At 71.3% G+C, this 17,051-nt stretch carries 18 protein-coding genes; 11 read left to right on the top strand and 7 right to left on the bottom strand.

Annotated features, from left to right (window positions below; all coding sequences use genetic code 11):
- Positions 1–84: 84 nt before the first annotated feature.
- From sigE to CP975_RS23305, 5 genes are all read left to right on the top strand, one after another.
- Positions 85–858, top strand: a complete 774-nt coding sequence (gene sigE / locus CP975_RS23285) for an RNA polymerase sigma factor SigE (RefSeq protein ID WP_199782995.1) — start codon at positions 85–87, stop codon at positions 856–858.
- Positions 855–1,847, top strand: coding sequence for an anti-sigma factor family protein (locus CP975_RS23290; RefSeq protein ID WP_055530864.1), 993 nt, complete (start codon positions 855–857; stop codon positions 1,845–1,847). The genes sigE and CP975_RS23290 overlap by 4 nt, the downstream gene beginning before the upstream one ends.
- 131 nt (positions 1,848–1,978) lie before the next feature.
- Entirely contained in the window at positions 1,979–3,835 is a 1,857-nt protein-coding gene (locus CP975_RS23295) for a S1C family serine protease (protein WP_150477302.1), read from the top strand.
- A 120-nt stretch (positions 3,836–3,955) separates the two neighbouring features.
- Positions 3,956–4,417 (top strand): sec-independent translocase, encoded by a 462-nt coding sequence (locus CP975_RS23300; RefSeq protein WP_055532802.1) that lies wholly within the window; start codon positions 3,956–3,958, stop codon positions 4,415–4,417.
- A gap of 120 nt (positions 4,418–4,537) precedes the next feature.
- Positions 4,538–5,206, top strand: coding sequence for a hypothetical protein (locus tag CP975_RS23305; RefSeq protein ID WP_055532800.1), 669 nt, complete (start codon positions 4,538–4,540; stop codon positions 5,204–5,206).
- A gap of 52 nt (positions 5,207–5,258) precedes the next feature.
- On the opposite strand, the gene CP975_RS23310 is transcribed toward CP975_RS23305, so the two are convergent.
- The 3 genes from CP975_RS23310 to CP975_RS23320 are packed head-to-tail and all read right to left on the bottom strand — an operon-like array spanning position 5,259 to position 8,300.
- The gene (locus CP975_RS23310) at positions 5,259–6,392 is read right to left on the bottom strand and encodes an Mrp/NBP35 family ATP-binding protein (protein WP_055532798.1); all 1,134 of its coding nucleotides are present in this window, start codon (positions 6,390–6,392) and stop codon (positions 5,259–5,261) included.
- A 44-nt stretch (positions 6,393–6,436) separates the two neighbouring features.
- A complete protein-coding gene (locus CP975_RS23315; RefSeq protein ID WP_055532796.1) occupies positions 6,437–7,021 on the bottom strand; it encodes a DUF1003 domain-containing protein in 585 nt (194 codons plus the stop codon).
- Positions 7,008–8,300: a magnesium transporter MgtE N-terminal domain-containing protein gene (locus CP975_RS23320; RefSeq protein ID WP_055532794.1), complete on the bottom strand. Its 1,293-nt coding sequence runs from the start codon at positions 8,298–8,300 to the stop codon at positions 7,008–7,010. Before CP975_RS23320 ends, CP975_RS23315 begins: the two co-directional genes overlap by 14 nt.
- 263 nt (positions 8,301–8,563) lie before the next feature.
- Here CP975_RS23320 and CP975_RS23325 point away from each other — a divergent pair, with 263 nt between their 5' ends.
- Positions 8,564–9,286: a hypothetical protein gene (locus CP975_RS23325; RefSeq protein WP_246201816.1), complete on the top strand. Its 723-nt coding sequence runs from the start codon at positions 8,564–8,566 to the stop codon at positions 9,284–9,286.
- A 91-nt stretch (positions 9,287–9,377) separates the two neighbouring features.
- On the opposite strand, the gene CP975_RS23330 is transcribed toward CP975_RS23325, so the two are convergent.
- Positions 9,378–9,890 (bottom strand): hypothetical protein, encoded by a 513-nt coding sequence (locus CP975_RS23330; protein ID WP_055532790.1) that lies wholly within the window; start codon positions 9,888–9,890, stop codon positions 9,378–9,380.
- A gap of 24 nt (positions 9,891–9,914) precedes the next feature.
- Positions 9,915–11,051, bottom strand: coding sequence for a magnesium and cobalt transport protein CorA (locus CP975_RS23335; protein ID WP_055532788.1), 1,137 nt, complete (start codon positions 11,049–11,051; stop codon positions 9,915–9,917).
- Between the two features lie 503 nt (positions 11,052–11,554).
- Between CP975_RS23335 and CP975_RS23340 the strand changes: the two genes are divergently transcribed.
- The 4 genes from CP975_RS23340 to CP975_RS23355 all read left to right on the top strand — a co-directional run bounded on the left by CP975_RS23340 (position 11,555) and on the right by CP975_RS23355 (position 14,607).
- A complete protein-coding gene (locus tag CP975_RS23340) occupies positions 11,555–12,139 on the top strand; it encodes a suppressor of fused domain protein (RefSeq protein WP_055532786.1) in 585 nt (194 codons plus the stop codon).
- 73 nt (positions 12,140–12,212) lie between these two features.
- The gene (locus CP975_RS23345) at positions 12,213–12,854 is read left to right on the top strand and encodes a DUF6758 family protein (protein WP_037896898.1); all 642 of its coding nucleotides are present in this window, start codon (positions 12,213–12,215) and stop codon (positions 12,852–12,854) included.
- Between the two features lie 145 nt (positions 12,855–12,999).
- Entirely contained in the window at positions 13,000–13,866 is an 867-nt protein-coding gene (locus CP975_RS23350) for a PHP domain-containing protein (RefSeq protein WP_055532784.1), read from the top strand.
- Between the two features lie 135 nt (positions 13,867–14,001).
- A complete protein-coding gene (locus CP975_RS23355) occupies positions 14,002–14,607 on the top strand; it encodes a MarC family protein (protein ID WP_030781114.1) in 606 nt (201 codons plus the stop codon).
- A 62-nt stretch (positions 14,608–14,669) separates the two neighbouring features.
- Here CP975_RS23355 and CP975_RS35100 read toward each other — a convergent pair whose 3' ends face one another.
- On the bottom strand, positions 14,670–14,822 hold the full coding sequence (locus CP975_RS35100; RefSeq protein ID WP_167532721.1) for a hypothetical protein: 153 nt from the start codon (positions 14,820–14,822) through the stop codon (positions 14,670–14,672).
- A 238-nt stretch (positions 14,823–15,060) separates the two neighbouring features.
- On the opposite strand from CP975_RS35100, the gene CP975_RS23360 reads away from it, so the two are divergent.
- Positions 15,061–15,990 (top strand): NYN domain-containing protein, encoded by a 930-nt coding sequence (locus tag CP975_RS23360; protein WP_055535531.1) that lies wholly within the window; start codon positions 15,061–15,063, stop codon positions 15,988–15,990.
- Between the two features lie 30 nt (positions 15,991–16,020).
- On the opposite strand, the gene CP975_RS23365 is transcribed toward CP975_RS23360, so the two are convergent.
- Positions 16,021–16,992, bottom strand: coding sequence for an alpha/beta fold hydrolase (locus CP975_RS23365; protein WP_055535533.1), 972 nt, complete (start codon positions 16,990–16,992; stop codon positions 16,021–16,023).
- Positions 16,993–17,051 lie beyond the last annotated feature (59 nt).

Consider the following 17,051-nt stretch of genomic DNA (forward strand, 5'->3'; position numbering starts at 1 on the left):
CCTCGAAGGGGCAGGACACCAGCGGGGAAGCCCGTACCAAATTCACGTAAAAACGCTTATCCGGAGCTAACGGGCGAGGTGGTTATGGTAGGGGCTCCACTGGCCACCACCAGAGCCGACAGGGGAGGTGCGGCTGCGTCCGCGGATCGGGGAGGAGCGCTCCGGCGTTTTCTCGGGTTGGCGGGTGAGCCGAAATCCGTGACCGACACCGCTGACCGCATCCGTGCCAACGACTCCGCTCAGACCGCGACCTTTGCCGCTGACGCGGAATCGCAGGCGTGGACTCCGCCCACCTGGGAGGAGATCGTCAGCACGCACAGCGGCCGCGTATACCGCCTGGCGTATCGCCTGACCGGCAATCAACACGACGCCGAGGACCTCACCCAGGAGGTCTTCGTCCGTGTCTTCCGGTCCCTTTCGACCTACACCCCCGGCACGTTCGAGGGCTGGCTGCACCGCATCACCACGAACCTCTTCCTGGACATGGTGCGCCGCAAGCAGCGCATCCGTTTCGACGCCCTCGGGGACGACGCGGCCGAGCGGCTGCCGAGCCGCGAGCCGTCGCCGCAACAGGTGTTCAACGACACGCACTTCGACGCGGACGTCCAGCAGGCGCTCGACACCCTCGCGCCCGAATTCCGCGCCGCCGTGGTCCTCTGCGACATCGAGGGCCTTTCGTACGAGGAGATCGCCGCCACGCTCGGCGTCAAGCTCGGTACGGTCCGCAGCCGTATCCACCGGGGCCGTTCGCAGCTGCGCAAGGCCCTCCAGCACCGCTCTCCCGAGGCCCGCGCCGAGCGTCGTTCGCTCGCGGTCACGGGAGCCGTGGCGCTGGGAGGAGGGGGCGCGACCGCGTGAGTGGATCACGGTCGAATCCTGCCGAGCGGCGCCTGGCCGAGGCCGAGCAGCATCTCGGGGACCGGCTCGCCGCCCTGGTGGACGGCGAGTTGGGTCATGACGCGCGCGAGCGGGTCCTCGCGCATCTGGCGACCTGTCCGATGTGCAAGACCGAGGCCGATGCCCAGCGCCGGCTGAAGAGCGTCTTCGCGCAGGCGGCGCCGCCACCGCCGAGCGAGAGTTTCCTCGCCCGGCTCCAAGGTCTTCCAGCGGGCGGCTCCGAGCCGCCCGGCGGCCCCGGACACCCCGGTGACGGGGACGGGTTCGCCACCGGCGCCACCGGTTCCGCCGGGCTGCCGCGGACCGGGCTCTTCGGCGTGAGCACCGAGTCCTTCGTGGGGTACGCCCCTTCCGGTGCCCATGCAGCGGTGCTGCCCGGCGAGGGGCGGGGCTTCCGCATCCACGACGTCACCCGGCACGACGGCGACCGCTCGCTCTGGCGCGGACGGCGCTTCGCGTTCGCCGCGGCCGGTGCGGTGTCGCTGGCCGCGATCGCGCTGGGCGGGGTCACCGCGGGCGTCCCCGCGGACCTCGGGGACACCCGGGCCGGCGGCTCCAAGGCCAACAGCAATGTGACGCCGCAGCGCATCCCGGGCTCGGGCGCCACCGCGGCCTCCGACTCCGTGCGGCGCCGTGGCGGCGGCAATCCGCTGTCGGTGCAGGGCCAGCGCCCCGGCGCCCTGTCCGCGCCGGTCGCCCCGACCGAGGTGAAGGGGCCCCTGCTGCCCGGGGCCGCGCAGCCGCCGCGCTCCCGCGAGAGCGCGCGGGAGCTGACGGGGCCCATGCTGACGGGCGCCGCCGTGCTCTCCCCGCTGATACGCCCGCCGCAGACCGGCCACGCACGACCGCCCGCGGTGGGGCCCGTGGGCACGAGAGGCGCGGATCCGGTGAACACCACCGCGGCGGCCCCCGGTTCGGGCCCGCTGCTGGGCACCTCGCAGGTCCACTGACGCGACAGGCGCCTGCGCTCCGGCGGGGGAACCTGGTTGAATCTCGGTGGACCGTGCTTGCCTAGGGGACTTGGCGGGTGCGGGGTTGAGCAGGTAATCGGCGTCCGCCGCAGGGCAGTTGTGGGGAGAGCATGGACGAGGGCAAGCCCACGAAGGCCAAGTGGTGGAGCCGCCCCCGGCCGGAAACGCCGGGGGCCACGCAGCCGCCGCCCGCGACACCCGGGCAGCCCGCTGACCCGGCGCAGGGCCTGACGGGGCCCCAGGGCGGCGCCGCACTCCCCGGGAACGCCGAGCGGCCCCGCCCCCTGCACGACCCGGACCCGTACAGCACCCCGCCGTACGGCGAGCCGGGCCCCTGGGCACCCGCGCCCCCCGTGCAACACCCGGCGGCGACCCCGGCCCACGGCACGACCCTCCCGCCCACCACGCCGGGCGGCACCCCCGCGCACGGCACTGCCGCGGGCCTCTCGCCCCAGGGCACCCCGGCCCCAGCACCCGCGCAGGGCCACCATGGGCCGGCCCCGGCCCTCGGCGGCACACCGGCTCACGGCACCCCCGCAGGCCCCTCGGCGCCCGCGCAGGGCCCCGGTGGCCCGGCCCCGACCCTCGGCGGCACGCCCCCGCACGGCACCCCCGCGGGCCTCCCAGACCACGCCGCCCCACCCCCAGCGCCCGCGCAGGGCCCCGCAGGCCCCCCGAGCCACTCCACCCCGCCGCCCACACACGCCGTGCCCGCCCAGGCCCCCTACGGCGACACCGGCCACCTCCACGCCGCCCCGCCGCAAAGCGCTCAAGGCGTGGGGCGGCGGCCGTACGATCCGTGGAACGCGCCTCTTCAGCAGATCGGGTCGTTGCCCCCGCAGACCAAGGAGCGGCAGGGCAGGCGGGCACGGCGGGTGGCCGTGGTCGGGGTCGCGTTGATCGCCCTCGTGTCCGGGCTCGTCGGCGGCGCCCTCGGCTCGTACCTGGAGCGCAACGGCGTCGATGAGATCGAGCTTCCGCAGGTCGGGGCGGAGTCCAAGGACCGGCCCAGCGGCAGTGTGGCCGGTATCGCCGCCGCGGCCCTGCCCGGCGTCGTGACCCTGCACGTCAGCGGAGACTCGGCGCAGGGCACCGGCACCGGCTTCGTCCTCGACGGCAAGGGCCACATCCTCACCAACAACCACGTCGTCGAGCCCGCGGGCACCGGCGGCGAGATAACGGTGACCTTCAGCGGCGGCCAGACCGCCAAGGCGGAGGTCATCGGCCGCGACTCCGGCTACGACCTCGCCGTCGTCAAGGTCTCCAACGTGCGCGGCCTCAAGCCCCTGACCCTCGGCAACTCCGAGAACGTCCAGGTCGGTGACCCCGTCGTCGCCATCGGCGCCCCCTTCGACCTGGCGAACACCGTCACCTCCGGGATCATCAGCGCCAAGGAGCGGCCCATCACCGCGGGCGGCGAGAAGGGCGACGGCAGCGACGTCTCGTACGTGGACGCGCTCCAGACCGACGCCCCCATCAACCCGGGCAACTCGGGCGGCCCGCTGGTCGACTCCAAGGCGCGCGTCATCGGCATCAACAGCGCCATCCGTTCCGCCGACGACGGCTCGGACTCGGGCCGCGGCCAGGCGGGCTCCATCGGCCTCGGCTTCGCCATACCGATCAACCAGGGCAAGCGCGTGGCCGAAGAGCTGATCAACTTCGGCAAGGCCACGCACCCGGTGATCGGTGTCACACTCGACACCGAGTTCACCGGAGACGGCGCCCGCATCGCGGACAAGGGCAGGGACGGCGGCCCCGCGGTCAACGCGAACGGCCCCGGCGACAAGGCGGGCCTCAAGCCGGGTGACATCATCACCGAGGTGGACGGCTCCCCGGTGCACTCCAGCGACGAGCTGATCGTGAAGGTCCGCGCCCACCGCCCCAAGGACCGTCTGGACCTGACGATCGAGCGCGCGGACCGCGACCGCGAGGTGACCCTGGTGCTCGGCTCGGCCGACGGCGACTGAGGACGGGCGGCGCAGTGGCGCATCGGCTACCGGACAGACATGAGCGCCGGGTACCGTGGTCACGGTCCAGACCTCGGACGACGACCTGTTGCGGGCTGAGGACATCGCAAGGAGTTCTAGGTGTTCAATGACATTGGCGCACTCGAGATAGTGGCGCTGGTCGTCCTCGCCGTGCTCATCTTCGGCCCCGACAAGCTGCCGAAGGTCATCCAGGACGTATCCCGCACGATCCGCAAGATCCGTGAGTTCTCGGACAGCGCGAAGGCGGACATACGAGAAGAGCTGGGCCCGGAGTTCAAGGACTTCGAATTCGACGACCTGAACCCCAAGAAGTTCATCCGCAAGCAGCTCGACAACGACGAGCTGGGGCTCAAGGAAATCCGTAACGGCTTCGACCTGAAGAAGGAGATGAACGAGGTCGCGGACGCCGTGCACGGCCGCGGGAGCGATGACTCCGACTCCTCATCGGAAGCCTCCGCCACCTCCGCGGGAGGAGCCCGCGTGGACATGCAGAAGAAGTCCGCGGAGCCCAAGAAGCTCGACGCCGGCGACCGCCCGCCGTTCGACGCGGACGCCACGTAAAGGATCACCTGAACCGCCGCCGCCGACCGGTGTGGCTATCCTGCCTTGTTGTCCGGCGTGAGGACGCCCGAGGGGGGCGGGCCGCTCCGGACCGACGAGAGCGAGGAGGCGGCCGGGTACATGGAGACGACAAGTCGCGTAGGCGCGCAGGCGCCGGCCGCGGACGGCACCGCACAAGCAGTGCCCTCCGCCCGGCGCACGGTCGACGGCTACCTGCTGGCGCCCTTCCCCTGGTACGGCCTGGACGAGGCCTTCACGGGTCAGCGCTGGCTCATGCAGGTCGGCGCGACGGCCGACGGGTCGGTCGAGCACGGTTCGATCGGCCACGGGGACGAGCCGTCGGTGCGCGCCGAGGGCAGCCTCGGCAACAGCGACAAGGAGCGGTTCGCGGTGGTGGTGACCGTCGCGGCCAACCCGGTGCGGCGCAGCGCGGACGGTACGGGCGTCCTGGAGGCCACCTCGGTCTCCTCGGCGGCCTGGCTCGCCGGAGTGGGTCTGCTCTCCTACACCTGGCCGGGCCAGATGGACCACTCGCTGCGGGACAACTGGCTCGACCAGCAGACGGAGACGGCCTGGGTCCTCGCGGACGACCTGGACGGCGCCGACTGGTCGTCGCTCTCCCTGCCCGTGGACGGCGTGCCGACGCCCTTCCACTACCGCGAGTCCGAGTACGGGTGGGTCCTCGCCGGTTCCACCAAGGAGAGCGTGCACCTGGGCGCGTACGGGCGCGGCATGAGTGCGTACGGGCTCGGCTTCTCGGTGATCAAGGACATCGCCGCGTACGCCTAGCGTCCAGCGCCTGGCGCCCCGACCCTTGCGGGACGGGGCGCTCCTCGGACGCTCAGAACTTGTTGCGCGGGGTGATCCCCAGCGACATGCCCGACAGGCCGCGCTGGCGGCCGCCCAGCTTGCCCGCGATGGTGCGCAGCGCCGAACCGGCGGGGGAGTCGGGGTCGGTCAGGACGACCGGCTTGCCCTCGTCGCCGCCCTCGCGCAGCCGCACGTCGATCGGGATGGAGCCGAGCACCGGCACCGTGGCGCCCGTCGTCTTGGTGAGGCCCTCGGCGACCTTCTGGCCACCGCCCGTGCCGAACACGTCGACCATCTCGTCGCAGTGCGGACAGGGCAGCCCCGACATGTTCTCGACGACGCCCACGATCTTCTGGTGGGTCTGTACGGCGATCGAACCGGCCCGCTCGGCGACCTCCGCCGCCGCCTGCTGAGGCGTCGTCACGACGAGGATCTCGGCGTTCGGGACGAGCTGCGCCACGGAGATCGCGATGTCGCCGGTGCCCGGCGGCAGGTCGAGGAGCAGCACGTCGAGGTCGCCCCAGAAGACGTCCGCGAGGAACTGCTGGAGGGCGCGGTGCAGCATCGGGCCACGCCACACGACCGGGGTGTTGCCCGGGGTGAACATGCCGATGGAGATGACCTTCACGCCGTGCGCGGACGGTGGCATGATCATGTTCTCGACCTGGGTGGGCTTGCCGTGGGCGCCCAGCATGCGCGGCACGGAGTGGCCGTAGATGTCCGCGTCCACGACGCCGACCTTCAGGCCGTCCGCGGCCATCGCGGCCGCGAGGTTCACCGTCACCGAGGACTTGCCGACGCCGCCCTTGCCGGACGCGACCGCGTAGACGCGAGTCAGCGAGCCGGGCTTGGCGAAGGGCACCTCACGCTCGGCGGTGCCGCCGCGCAGCGCGGACGCCAGCTCCTTGCGCTGCTCGTCGCTCATCACGTCGAGGGTGACGTCGACGCGCGTGACGCCCTCGACCGCGGCGACCGCGTCCGTCACGTTCTTCGTGATGGTCTCGCGCATCGGGCAGCCGAAGACCGTCAGGTACACGGTGACCGCCACCGCCCCGTCGGCGCCGATGTCCACCGATTTGACCATTCCCAACTCGGTGATGGGTCGCTGGATCTCGGGGTCGTTCACCGTCGCCAGTGCTTCACGCACCGCGTCTTCCGTAGCCATAGACCCGATAGTACGGCGCGGTAACCCCGCCCGGGAAAGGGCCGTCAGCGGTCGCCTACGTCACGTCCGCGCACACCCTCCGAGGGGAATACGACGCGCTTCTCCGCCCGCTGCTCGATCCGCTGCTCCTCCAGCTCCTTGACCAGGTCCTGGAGCTCGGAGCGGATCCAGTCCCTGGTGGCCACCTCGCCGAGACCCATGCGCAGGGAGGCGATCTCGCGGGTGAGGTACTCGGTGTCCGCGATGGACCGCTCGTTCTGTTTGCGGTCCTGTTCGAGGTTGACGCGGTCGCGGTCGTCCTGGCGGTTCTGCGCGAGGAGGATCAGCGGGGCCGCGTACGACGCCTGGAGGGAGAGCATCAGCGTCAGGAAGATGAACGGGTACTGGTCGAAGCGCAGGTGATCAGGGGCCGCGATGTTCCAGACCACCCACAGGATGATGACGACCGTCATCCAGACGATGAACCTGCCGGTGCCCAGGAAGCGCGCGATCCGCTCCGAGAGCCGCCCGAACGCCTCCGGGTCGTAGTCGGGCAGCAGCTTGGGCCGCGGGGTGCGCGGCTGGTCGAGGCGGAACCGTGGACTCCTGGGCTCGGCGCGGTTGTCGCGCTCCCGGTCAGCCGCGGCCATCGCCCGCCCCCTCCTCTTCCGCTTCCTCTTCCAGATGGAACTCCGTCTCGCGCCAGTCCTCGGGCAGCATGTGGTCCAGTACGTCGTCGACGGTGACCGCCCCGAGCAGCGCGCCGCCCTCGTCGACGACGGGCGCCGCCACCATGTCGTAGGCCGCGAAGAACCCGGCGACGGTGGGCAGCGTGGCGCCCGGCGCGAGCGGTTGCAGATCGTCGTCGAGGATCGAGCCGACGAGCGTGTACGGCGGGTCGCGCAGCAGCCGCTGGAAGTGCACGGTGCCCAGATACTTGCCGGTAGGCGTCTCGTCGGGCGGACGGCATACGTACACCTGTGCGGCGAGGGCGGGGGAGAGGTCCTCCTTGCGCACCCGCGCGAGGGCGTCGGCGACCGTGGCGTCGGGGCGCAGCACGATCGGCTCCGTGGTCATCAGGCCACCGGCCGTGCGTTCCTCGTACGCCATCAGACGCCGCACGTCGGCCGCGTCGTCCGGCTGCATCAGGGTGAGCAGGCGCTCCTTGTCCTCCTCGGGCAGCTCGGCGAGGAGGTCGGCGGCGTCGTCGGGGTCCATGGCCTCCAGGACGTCGGCGGCACGCTCCTCCTTGAGCTTGCCGAGGATCTCGATCTGGTCGTCCTCGGGCAGCTCTTCGAGGACGTCGGCGAGCCGGTCGTCGTCGAGGGCGGCGGCCACTTCGGCCCGCCGTTTGGGCGACAGGTGGTGCAGGACGTTCGCCAGGTCGGCGGGGCGCAGTTGTTCGAAGGTGGCGAGCAGATTCTCGGCGCCCTGCCCGTGCTCCTCCAGGGAGAAGCCGTCGACGGCCGACCAGTCGACGGTGAGCGTCTCGCCCTTGCGCCGGAACGTGCCGCCCTTCCCCTTGCGTACGAAGACCCGGTCGATCTCCCAGTCGCGGCGGGCCGGCAGCTGCTGGACCGCCACGTCGAGGACGGTCACCTCCTCGCCGGTCTCCACCAGATGGACCCGGCGGTCGAGCATCTCGCCGAGGACGAGCCGCTCGGTGGGCCGCTGCTCGAAGCGCCGCACGTTCAGCACGCCGGTCGTGATGACCTGGCCCGACTCGACGCCGGTGACGCGGGTCATGGGCAGGAAGATGCGGCGCCGGGTGGCCAGCTCGACGACGAGGCCGAGCAGCCGCGGGGGCTTGCGGCCGACGCGGAGCATCGCGACGAGGTCGCGCACCCGCCCGACCTGGTCGCCGTTCGGGTCGAAGACGGGGATGCCGGAGAGGTGGGAGACGAAGACCCGGGGGGCGCCTGCCGCCATCCGTGCGCCTCCTTCTCGCGTGTTCTCACGTGCCCGAAGTGATTCCTGCCGTTCTGTCCGGCAATACGGGCTTCAGGCTAGCCCGTCCTGGTCGGATACGCCCCGGCGGAGGGTCCGGACGGACCGGCTCCGCTCCTCCCGGCCGGCACGGGTACGCTGCCGTACTGCCGAAGCCGTAGAGGTCGACCGCACGAGAGGCAGCGTCACCTGTGACCGCACTTCCCCTGGCCAGCCGAGCCCGCAGGGCAGCGTTCGTGAGCGCGATGTGCGCGGGCATGGTCGCGGCGGTCACGAGTCTGACCGGGTGCGGCGGCAAGGCGGAGGACCCGGACGCGGGCACCAACGGCGTCGGGAAGCTGTCGGCGCCGAAGATCCAGAGCAAGTCGTCCAAGGTGGCGCAGGCGGCGTCGGCGGTCCGGCTCTCGGGCACGGTGGTGAGCAAGGGCCATACGTACACCCTCGACATGCGTCTCAAGGGCGAGGGCGGGGAGGGCTCGGTCACGTCCAAGGGCCAGACGTTCCGCCTGCTGCGCGTCGGGGAGCAGCTGTTCCTGAAGGCCGACTCGGAGTTCTGGACCCATGAGCGCGGCCAGGGCGACGGGAAGCCCCAGCAGGCGGACGAGGCGGCGGCGGCCAAGCTGGACGGCAAGTACGTCAAGGTCCCGCAGGGGGATCCGGCCTACGAGCAGCTGAGCGGCTTCACGGACAAGGACGTACTCCTGGACGGCATGCTCACGCTCCACGGCCACCTGGCCAAGGGCGACCGCGGCAGGACGGGCGCCCTGCGCACCATCAAGGTCACCGGTGACCAGGGCGCGGGCGGCACGCTGTCGGTCTCCCTGGACGGCAAGCCGTACCCCCTGCGCCTGGAGCGAGGCGGCCACGCGGGCATCCTCAAACTCACGGACTGGAACAAGGACTTCCCCCTACAGCCCCCCGCCAAGTCCGAAATGGTCGACTACGGCAAACAACTCCCCACGTCATAAGGAGAAGCAAGCCCCGAAGGGGCAGCTTCAGGGGCGCGGGGAACTGCGCGAGCAACCAAGATGCACCCGCAGGCGAAGACGGAACCAACCCTCAACGGCGCCTGCGCCTGAACAGCAACTTAGGCAGCCCCGCAGGTACCGCCTGCCGAGTGGTCACACCTGTGGGCAGCGGAACCGCTGCCAGTGACCCCGAGGGCATCTCGGTCACCGCCCCACGCGGAGTGAGCCGCACAACCCGACACCGCTCCGCCCACCGCGAGGTCATCCGCTCCGCGTCGGGCGCGTTCAACCGCTTCCCCTTCAGCTCCGAGACGGCCGCCTCCCACGCCTCCGAGCCCGCCGCCAGCTCATCGACCGTCGCCGTCCAGGCGACGATCCGCCCGCCCTTGTCCTTGCTGCGTACGGTCACCTCCGCGACGCCGCCGTCGACGAGCCCCGGCAGCGGCTGCTCGCCGGGCCCGTCGCCCACGAGGTGCGCGGCGCCGTCGTGCCAGACGTGCCACAGCGCCCGGGCGGGCGAGCCCTCGCCCCGTACCCAGATGAGGCCGGACTTCTTCGTGGCCTCCTCGACGAGCGCGCGGTCGAGCAGCGGGTCAGCAGTCATGGCGGCAGCCTACCGAGTGACGCCTCACAGCCAGCCGTTGCGCTTCAGGGTCCGGTGGATCGCGAAGCAGACGCCGCCGATGAGGGCGAGCACCATCGGATAGCCGAACCGCCAGTGCAGTTCGGGCATGTGGTCGAAGTTCATGCCGTACACCCCGCAGACCGCGGTCGGCACGGCGATGATCGCCGCCCACGAGGTGATCTTGCGCATGTCCTCGTTCTGCGCGACGGCGGCCTGCGCGAGGTTGGCCTGGAGGATGGAGTTGAGCAGTTCGTCGAAGCCGATGACCTGCTCCTGGACGCGCGTGAGGTGGTCGGCGACGTCACGGAAGTACTTCTGGATGTCGGGGTCGACCAGCCGCATGGGCCGCTCGCTCAGCAGCAGCATCGGGCGCAGCAGCGGCGAGACGGCCCGCTTGAACTCCAGGACCTCGCGCTTGAGCTGGTAGATCCGCCCGGCGTCGACACCGCGCGCGGTCCCCTTGCCCTTGCTGGGCGCGGAGAAGACCTCGGTCTCGACCTCGTCGATGTCGTCCTGCATCGCGTCGGCCACCGCGAGATAGCCGTCGACGACGTGGTCGGCGATGGTGTGCAGGACGGCGGAGGGGCCCTTGGCGAGCAGTTCGGGGTCCTCCTGGAGGCGGCGGCGCAGGGCGCGCAGCGAGCCGTGTCCGCCGTGCCGGACGGTGATGAAGAAGTCCCGTCCGGTGAAGCACATCACCTCGCCGGTCTCCACCACCTCGCTGGTGGCGGTGAGTTCGGCGTGCTCGACGTAGTGGATGGTCTTGAACACGGTGAACAGCGTGTCGTCGTAACGCTCCAGCTTGGGCCGCTGGTGGGCGTGGACGGCGTCCTCGACGGCGAGCGGGTGCAGCCCGAACTCGGCGGCGATACCGGCGAATTCGGCCTCGGTCGGCTCGTGCAGGCCGATCCAGGCGAAGCCCCCGTGGCGGCGCACCTGGAGCATCGCCTCGTGCGGGGTGAGGGCGTCGGCGCACTCCATGCGCCGTCCGTCCGTGTAGACGGCGCAGTCGACGACGGCGGAGGCGGCCTCGCGGGTCGCGTCGTAGGAGTACGAGGAGGCGGCGGAGGAAGGGTAGGAGGTGCCGTCCTTGCGCAGCGAGGGGCGGACGGCGGCACGAAGGTCGCGGATCATCGACATGGGCAGGCTCCTTCGAAGGAGGCCGCCTGCGGCGGGTGGAACTGCCCGGAATGGGGACGTCCTACTGCGGAGATGTTTGGCACGTCCACAAAGCGGGGAGCACCGCACCGTCGCGGTGGCAGCTTCGCTACTGACACAGATCAGATAACTCAGACAGATCAGGTGGAAACGAAGTGCTCTTCCGTCGCACACGGCACGGGCACCGCGAGCGGTGCGTGCGGGTGCTTGTGCAGCTACCGGGCTGCTGCGTGATTCATCGGGCGGAAGAGCGGGTGGTACTGCACGGTCGACTTCGGTCCATTGCAGCCCCACCTCCTCCGGCCGGTCCCCCGTAAGGGAAGTCCCATGCGCCCTCTGCGCCCGTGGCGCAAAGTCAGTGTCTGTCCGCAGGGCTTGAAAGCGACGCTTCTGCGTGCTGCCCTGGGCCAGCGGCCAACACTATCAGCCGACTGAAGTGTCAAGCCCCCGCTTTGCCTTTCACTGACGAGTTCTATGCTCGCGTCATGGCTGATGTTCTTGCGCTGGTCGAGGCCCGTCTCCGCACTGGCCTGGGGGAACCGGACGCGCGCGCCGCGGTGACCTTCCTCGGCACCGACCGCGTCGAGGTGCTGCGGTTCACGGACGGCGACGTGGTGCGCTATGCCACGCTCGGCATGTCCGCCCAGCCGATGACCGACCCCACCGCCGCGCTCGCCGACCCGGTCAAGGGGCCGCGCGCCGAACTGGTGCTGTCCGTACGAGCAGGCCTCGCCGACACCGACAAGGTGCTCCGCCCTCTCGCGGTGCTGGCCGCGTCGCCGCAGGTCGAGGGCCTGGTCGTGGCGGCGGGTGCCTCGCTGGACGTGGGCGAACCGCTGTGGCCCGGCGCACCGTTCACCTCGGTCCTGGTCGCGGAGTCCGGCGGCCTGGTGGAGGACCTGGAGCTCGACGAGCCGATGGATCCCGTACGTTTCCTGCCGCTGCTGCCGATGACGCCGAACGAGGCGGCGTGGAAGCGGGTGCACGGCGCGGCCGCCCTCCAGGAGCGCTGGCTGAACAGTGGAACGGACCTGCGCGATCCGCTGCGCAAGTCCGTGCCCCTGGACTGAAGTCCGGTGACAGGGCCACCGGACGGGTGATCGTCCTTGACGGAGCGGCGAGCGGGGAGGACCGTTGGTCGTTATGAGGGGCGAACCCAGTTGCCCGAAGTGTGGTGGCCGGGTCAGGGCGCCCGGTCTCTTTGCCGACTCCTGGCAGTGCGACGTGGACGGCACCGTGCACCCGCTACAGCCCGTGATCCCGCCGAGCGTCGAGGCGCTCCAGGTCGTGGTGCACCGTGCGCAGGTTCCGGTGTGGATGCCGTGGCCCCTGCCGGTCGGCTGGCTGTTCACGGGCGTGGCCTGCGCGGGGGACGACAGAAGCGGTGGCCGTGCGACCGCGGTGGCCTGCTCGGGGCCGGCGCCGCTCGGCGGCGTCGGTGAGCTGGTCCTCGTCGCCGAGGAGCTGGGCGTCGGCCTCGGCGCGCGGTACGCCGGCGTCGACGGCCCCGACCCCGGCCCCTATATGAGCGTCGACAAGCCACCGCACGCCAAGGTCCACGCCGCCGGGCGGCCCACGCCGCTGTGGCACGTGTCGCAGACGCCGGACGACCGTGCCGTCTTCGCGGGCGAGGCGCGGGGCCTGTGGCTGTGGGCCATCGCGTGGCCGGAGCAGTCGGGACTCCTGATGTACGACGAACTGGTGCTCACCGATCTCCGGGACGCGGGCGCCGAGGTGGACCTGCTGCCGTGCGGGGCGCTGTCGCCGCGGCTGCTCACGCCTTGAGCGGCGGTTACACCGCACGCGCCTGGGCGCGGGGGGCTTCGCGGTCGTGAGCGACGCCTCCTTCGTGGCGGGTGGGGGCGTGTTCGATTCCCGTTATCCTTGAGCGTTCCCGCCGTCCGCCCCGTCAGAGCCTGGAGTCAGCGCCGTGCGCATCGATCTGCACACTCACTCCACCGCGTCCGACGGCACGGACACCCCGGCGGAGCTGGTGCGGAACGCCTCAGCCGCCGGTCTCGACGTCGTCGCGCTGACCGACCACGACACCACCCGCGGCCACGCGGAAGCGCTCGCCGCGCTGCCCTCCGGCCTGACCCTCGTCACCGGCGCCGAACTCTCCTGCCGCCTCGACGGCGTGGGTCTGCACATGCTGGCGTACCTCTTCGACCCCGAGGAGCCGGAACTCGCCCGCGAGCGCGAGCTGGTGCGCGACGACCGGGTGCCGCGCGCGAAGACGATGATCGGCAAGCTCCGGGACCTCGGTGTGGACGTGACCTGGGAGCAGGTCGCGCGCATCGCGGGGGACGGCTCGGTCGGCCGCCCGCACATCGCCGAGGCCCTCGTCGAGCTGGGCGTCGTGCCCACCGTCTCCGACGCCTTCACGCCCGAGTGGCTCGCCGACGGCGGCCGCGCCTACGCCGAGAAGCACGAGCTGGACCCCTTCGACGCGATCCGCCTGGTCAAGGCGGCGGGCGGCGTCACTGTCCTCGCGCACCCCGCCGCCGTCAAGCGCGGCCAGGTCGTGCCCGAGGACGCGATAGCCGCACTCGCCGCGGCGGGTCTCGACGGGGTCGAGGTCGATCACATGGACCACGCTCCCGAGACCCGCACCCGGCTGCGCGGCCTCGCGGCGGACCTCGGGCTGCTGGTCACCGGCTCCAGCGACTACCACGGCAGCCGCAAGACGTGCGTACTCGGGGAGTTCACCACCGACCCCGAGATCTACGGCGAGATCACGCGCAGGGCCACCGGGGCGTTCCCCGTGCCCGGCGCGGGCGGACGCCCGGCCGCGTAGCGCCCCGCGCTCGCGCGCACCCTTCTCTCTTCTCCCTCGCTCCACTGTTCCGTTGTTCCGGGCCGGTGGCCGCCGTGCCCTGTGCCCGGCGGCGTCGGTGCGGCTCCTTCGTACGACTCTCGCAAGGCCATCACTGTGTTCGACGTCGCCGTCTTCGGCTCCCTCTTCCTCACCCTCTTCGTGATCATGGACCCCCCTGGGATCACCCCGATCTTCCTCGGCCTGACCGCGGGCCGGCCCGCCAAGGTGCAGCAGCGGATGGCCTTCCAGGCCGTCTGTGTCGCCTTCGGCGTGATCTCGGTCTTCGGTCTTGTGGGTCATCAGATCCTCGACTACCTGCACGTCTCCGTACCGGCGCTGATGATCGCGGGCGGCCTTCTGCTGCTGCTCATCGCGCTCGACCTGCTCACCGGCAAGACGGACGAGCCGAAGCAGACCAAGGACGTCAACGTCGCGCTCGTGCCGCTCGGCATGCCGCTGCTGGCCGGGCCCGGTGCGATCGTGTCGGTGATCCTCGCCGTCCAGGACGCCGACAGTGTCGGTACGCAGCTCTCCGTCTGGTCGGCGATCGTCGCGATGCACGTGGTGCTGTGGCTGGTGATGCGGTACTCGCTGCTGATCATCCGGGTCATCAAGGACGGCGGCGTGGTGCTCGTGACGCGGCTCGCGGGCATGATGCTCTCCGCGATCGCGGTGCAGCAGATCATCAACGGGGTGACGCAGGTGATCCAGGGCGCCTGACCGCGCGCCGGACACACGAAGGGCCCCGTACGACGTTCGTACGGGGCCCTGCGGCGTCTTCGTTACGAGGCCGTGGATTCGGCCGGTCGGATGTAGATGCGCTGGCCTATCGCTGCGGCCTGCTGCACGATCCGATTGACGGAGGCGGCGTCCACGACGGTGCTGTCCACGGCGTTGCCGTCGACGTCGTCGAGTCGCATGATTTCGAAGCGCATGAGGCTTCTCCCTTCGTCTGGTCATCCTCCTGAAGGAGAACTACTGGAGATGGCCGGGCTGTTACCTGACCATGAAGTGTCGGTTGCGGAGCTACGGTGCCCCGCGTTCCTGATGGGTACAACGAGTTGCCCCCTGCAAACATTCCCTACGCTAAGGAAATTTTTCGCGAACCTAATTACCCGTGGGTAGCGGCACCGGTTGTGTTCGCTGTGTGACCAGCGGGAGACTGGGTTCCCTATGAACGACGCCGAACACGGAGCCGCCGATCACGGTGCGGCCCACATCAGCGCTCAGCTGGAGCGCGCCAACGGGCTGCTCGAACGCGTACTCGCCGAGGTGGCGAAGACCCCGTCCACGCACGCGATCTTCGTCGACGCCGGATATCTGTACGCGGCGGCGGGCCGGCTCGCCGCCGGGACCGAGGACCGGCGCTCCTTCGACCTCGACGCCGAGGGACTCATCGAGGCGCTCATCGACAAGGCCCGCACGATCTTCGCGGACAGCCGCCTGCTGCGCGTCTACTGGTACGACGGGGCGCGGCGCCGTATCCACACCACCGAACAGCAGTCGATCGCGGAGCTGCCCGACGTCAAGGTCAGGCTCGGCAACCTCAACGCCAACAACCAGCAGAAGGGCGTCGACTCCCTCATCCGCAGCGACCTGGAGTCACTGGCCAGGCACCGCGCCATCAGCGACGCGGCGCTCATCGGTGGCGACGAGGACCTGGTCTCGGCCGTCGAGGCGGCGCAGGGGTACGGGGCGCGGGTGCACCTGTGGGGCATCGAGGCGCCCGACGGACGCAATCAGGCGGAGCCACTGCTGTGGGAGGTCGACAGCCAGCGGACGTTCGACCTCGACTTCTTCAAGCCGTACGTGTCGCGGCGCGCGGTCGTCGCCTACGAGGCGGGGATGGGGCCCGCGGCGCCGCGGCCCTCCCGTGAGGACGTCCGCTTCGTCGGCGCCCAGATCGCCGCGAAGTGGCTCGCGGCGCGGGGGCGCGAGTCGCTGGTGGGGCTGCTGGCGGGGCATCCGTATCTGCCCGGGTCGGTGGACCAGGAACTGCTGGTGGAGGCGGAGCGGCTGTTGCAGTACTCACTGCGGGGGCAGTCGGATCTGCGGCGGGCGTTGCGGGACGGGTTCTGGGATCACCTGCGGGCGCAGTACTGAGGGTCGTGGGGCGCGCGGTGCCGCTGGTGCTCAGCTGCCGGTGCCGGTGCCGGTGCCGCTCAGGTGGTTCCAGAAGCTGACCAGCGCCGCGGCTGTCTCCTCGGGCCGGTCGGTGTTGGGGGAGTGTTCGGCGCCCCTGATCACCGTGCGGCGGGCGTGCAGACGGTGTGCCATGTCGTCCAGGAGCGGCACGGGCCATGTGTCGTCGCGCTCGCCCGAGATCACGTGCGTGGGCAGCGCCGCGGCGGCGAGTTCGGCGACGCGGTCCGGTTCCGTGGAGAGCTGCTTGCCGGTGGCGATGAGCTGGGCGGGGTTGTTCCGCAGCCAGCGGGTGCGCAGGGCCTCGCTGTCGTCCCCGCCGTCCGCCCTGGCGCCGCCGGTGTCCGCGTCCTCCGGGGGCGGCGGCTCCATGGCCCGCATCGCCTGCCACACCTCGTCCATCGACAGCACCGCGAGGGCGTCCGCCAGCATCTTGGCGCGGGCCTGTTGGGCGGGGGCGATCGCGGCGGGCCCCGAGGACATCAGGGTGAGCGAGGCGAAGGCGCGGGGCTCCAGGAGGGCGGCGGCGCGGGCGATCTGGCCGCCCAGGGAGTGACCGAGAAGGTGCGGCCGGGTGCTGCCCGCGGGCGTCTTCGCCGACCCGGACGCCTTTGTCAGCGCAGCCGCCTGGGCCAGGACATCGCGGGCCAACTCCCCTTGCGCGTACGCCGATTCGGCGTCCGGGCCCGGTGATTCGTACTGGCCGCGGCCGTCCACGGCGACGGCGCGGTAGCCGGCGGCCGCCAGGGGTTCCAGGAGGGCGATGAAGTCTTCTTTGCTGCCGGTGAAGCCGGGAAGCAGGAGAACGGTCCCTTTCACCTCGGCGCCGCCTGCGGTGCCGTCCCCCGTGTTCTCCGCGCCCCCCGGCGGAAGCGCGTCCAGGACGGCGAAGTCGCCGCGGGCGGTGTGGAGCGTGCGCGGGGTCGCGCAGCGGGGCGGGGTGAAGGTGGGGGGCCTGCTCATGCCCTGAGGTTACTGGCCCCTGGGCCTGGGGGGTCCAGGCGGGCGCCCCTGGTGAGCGG

The sequence above is a fragment of the Streptomyces alboniger genome, from assembly GCF_008704395.1.
In the GTDB taxonomy this organism is placed as follows: Bacteria; Actinomycetota; Actinomycetes; order Streptomycetales; family Streptomycetaceae; genus Streptomyces; species Streptomyces alboniger.

Bases quoted from the DNA above. Each gene is read 5' to 3' on its own strand.
- sigE (WP_199782995.1), top strand. From the start codon at position 85: ATGGTAGGGGCTCCACTGGCCACCACCAGAGCCGACAGGGGAGGTGCG.
- CP975_RS23295 (WP_150477302.1), top strand. From the start codon at position 1,979: ATGGACGAGGGCAAGCCCACGAAGGCCAAGTGGTGGAGCCGCCCCCGG.
- CP975_RS23305 (WP_055532800.1), top strand. From the start codon at position 4,538: ATGGAGACGACAAGTCGCGTAGGCGCGCAGGCGCCGGCCGCGGACGGC.
- CP975_RS23310 (WP_055532798.1), bottom strand. From the start codon at position 6,392: ATGGCTACGGAAGACGCGGTGCGTGAAGCACTGGCGACGGTGAACGAC.
- CP975_RS23315 (WP_055532796.1), bottom strand. From the start codon at position 7,021: ATGGCCGCGGCTGACCGGGAGCGCGACAACCGCGCCGAGCCCAGGAGT.
- CP975_RS23320 (WP_055532794.1), bottom strand. From the start codon at position 8,300: ATGGCGGCAGGCGCCCCCCGGGTCTTCGTCTCCCACCTCTCCGGCATC.
- CP975_RS23325 (WP_246201816.1), top strand. From the start codon at position 8,564: ATGTGCGCGGGCATGGTCGCGGCGGTCACGAGTCTGACCGGGTGCGGC.
- CP975_RS23330 (WP_055532790.1), bottom strand. From the start codon at position 9,890: ATGACTGCTGACCCGCTGCTCGACCGCGCGCTCGTCGAGGAGGCCACG.
- CP975_RS23335 (WP_055532788.1), bottom strand. From the start codon at position 11,051: ATGTCGATGATCCGCGACCTTCGTGCCGCCGTCCGCCCCTCGCTGCGC.
- CP975_RS23340 (WP_055532786.1), top strand. From the start codon at position 11,555: ATGGCTGATGTTCTTGCGCTGGTCGAGGCCCGTCTCCGCACTGGCCTG.
- CP975_RS23345 (WP_037896898.1), top strand. From the start codon at position 12,213: ATGAGGGGCGAACCCAGTTGCCCGAAGTGTGGTGGCCGGGTCAGGGCG.
- CP975_RS35100 (WP_167532721.1), bottom strand. From the start codon at position 14,822: ATGCGCTTCGAAATCATGCGACTCGACGACGTCGACGGCAACGCCGTG.
- CP975_RS23360 (WP_055535531.1), top strand. From the start codon at position 15,061: ATGAACGACGCCGAACACGGAGCCGCCGATCACGGTGCGGCCCACATC.
- CP975_RS23365 (WP_055535533.1), bottom strand. From the start codon at position 16,992: ATGAGCAGGCCCCCCACCTTCACCCCGCCCCGCTGCGCGACCCCGCGC.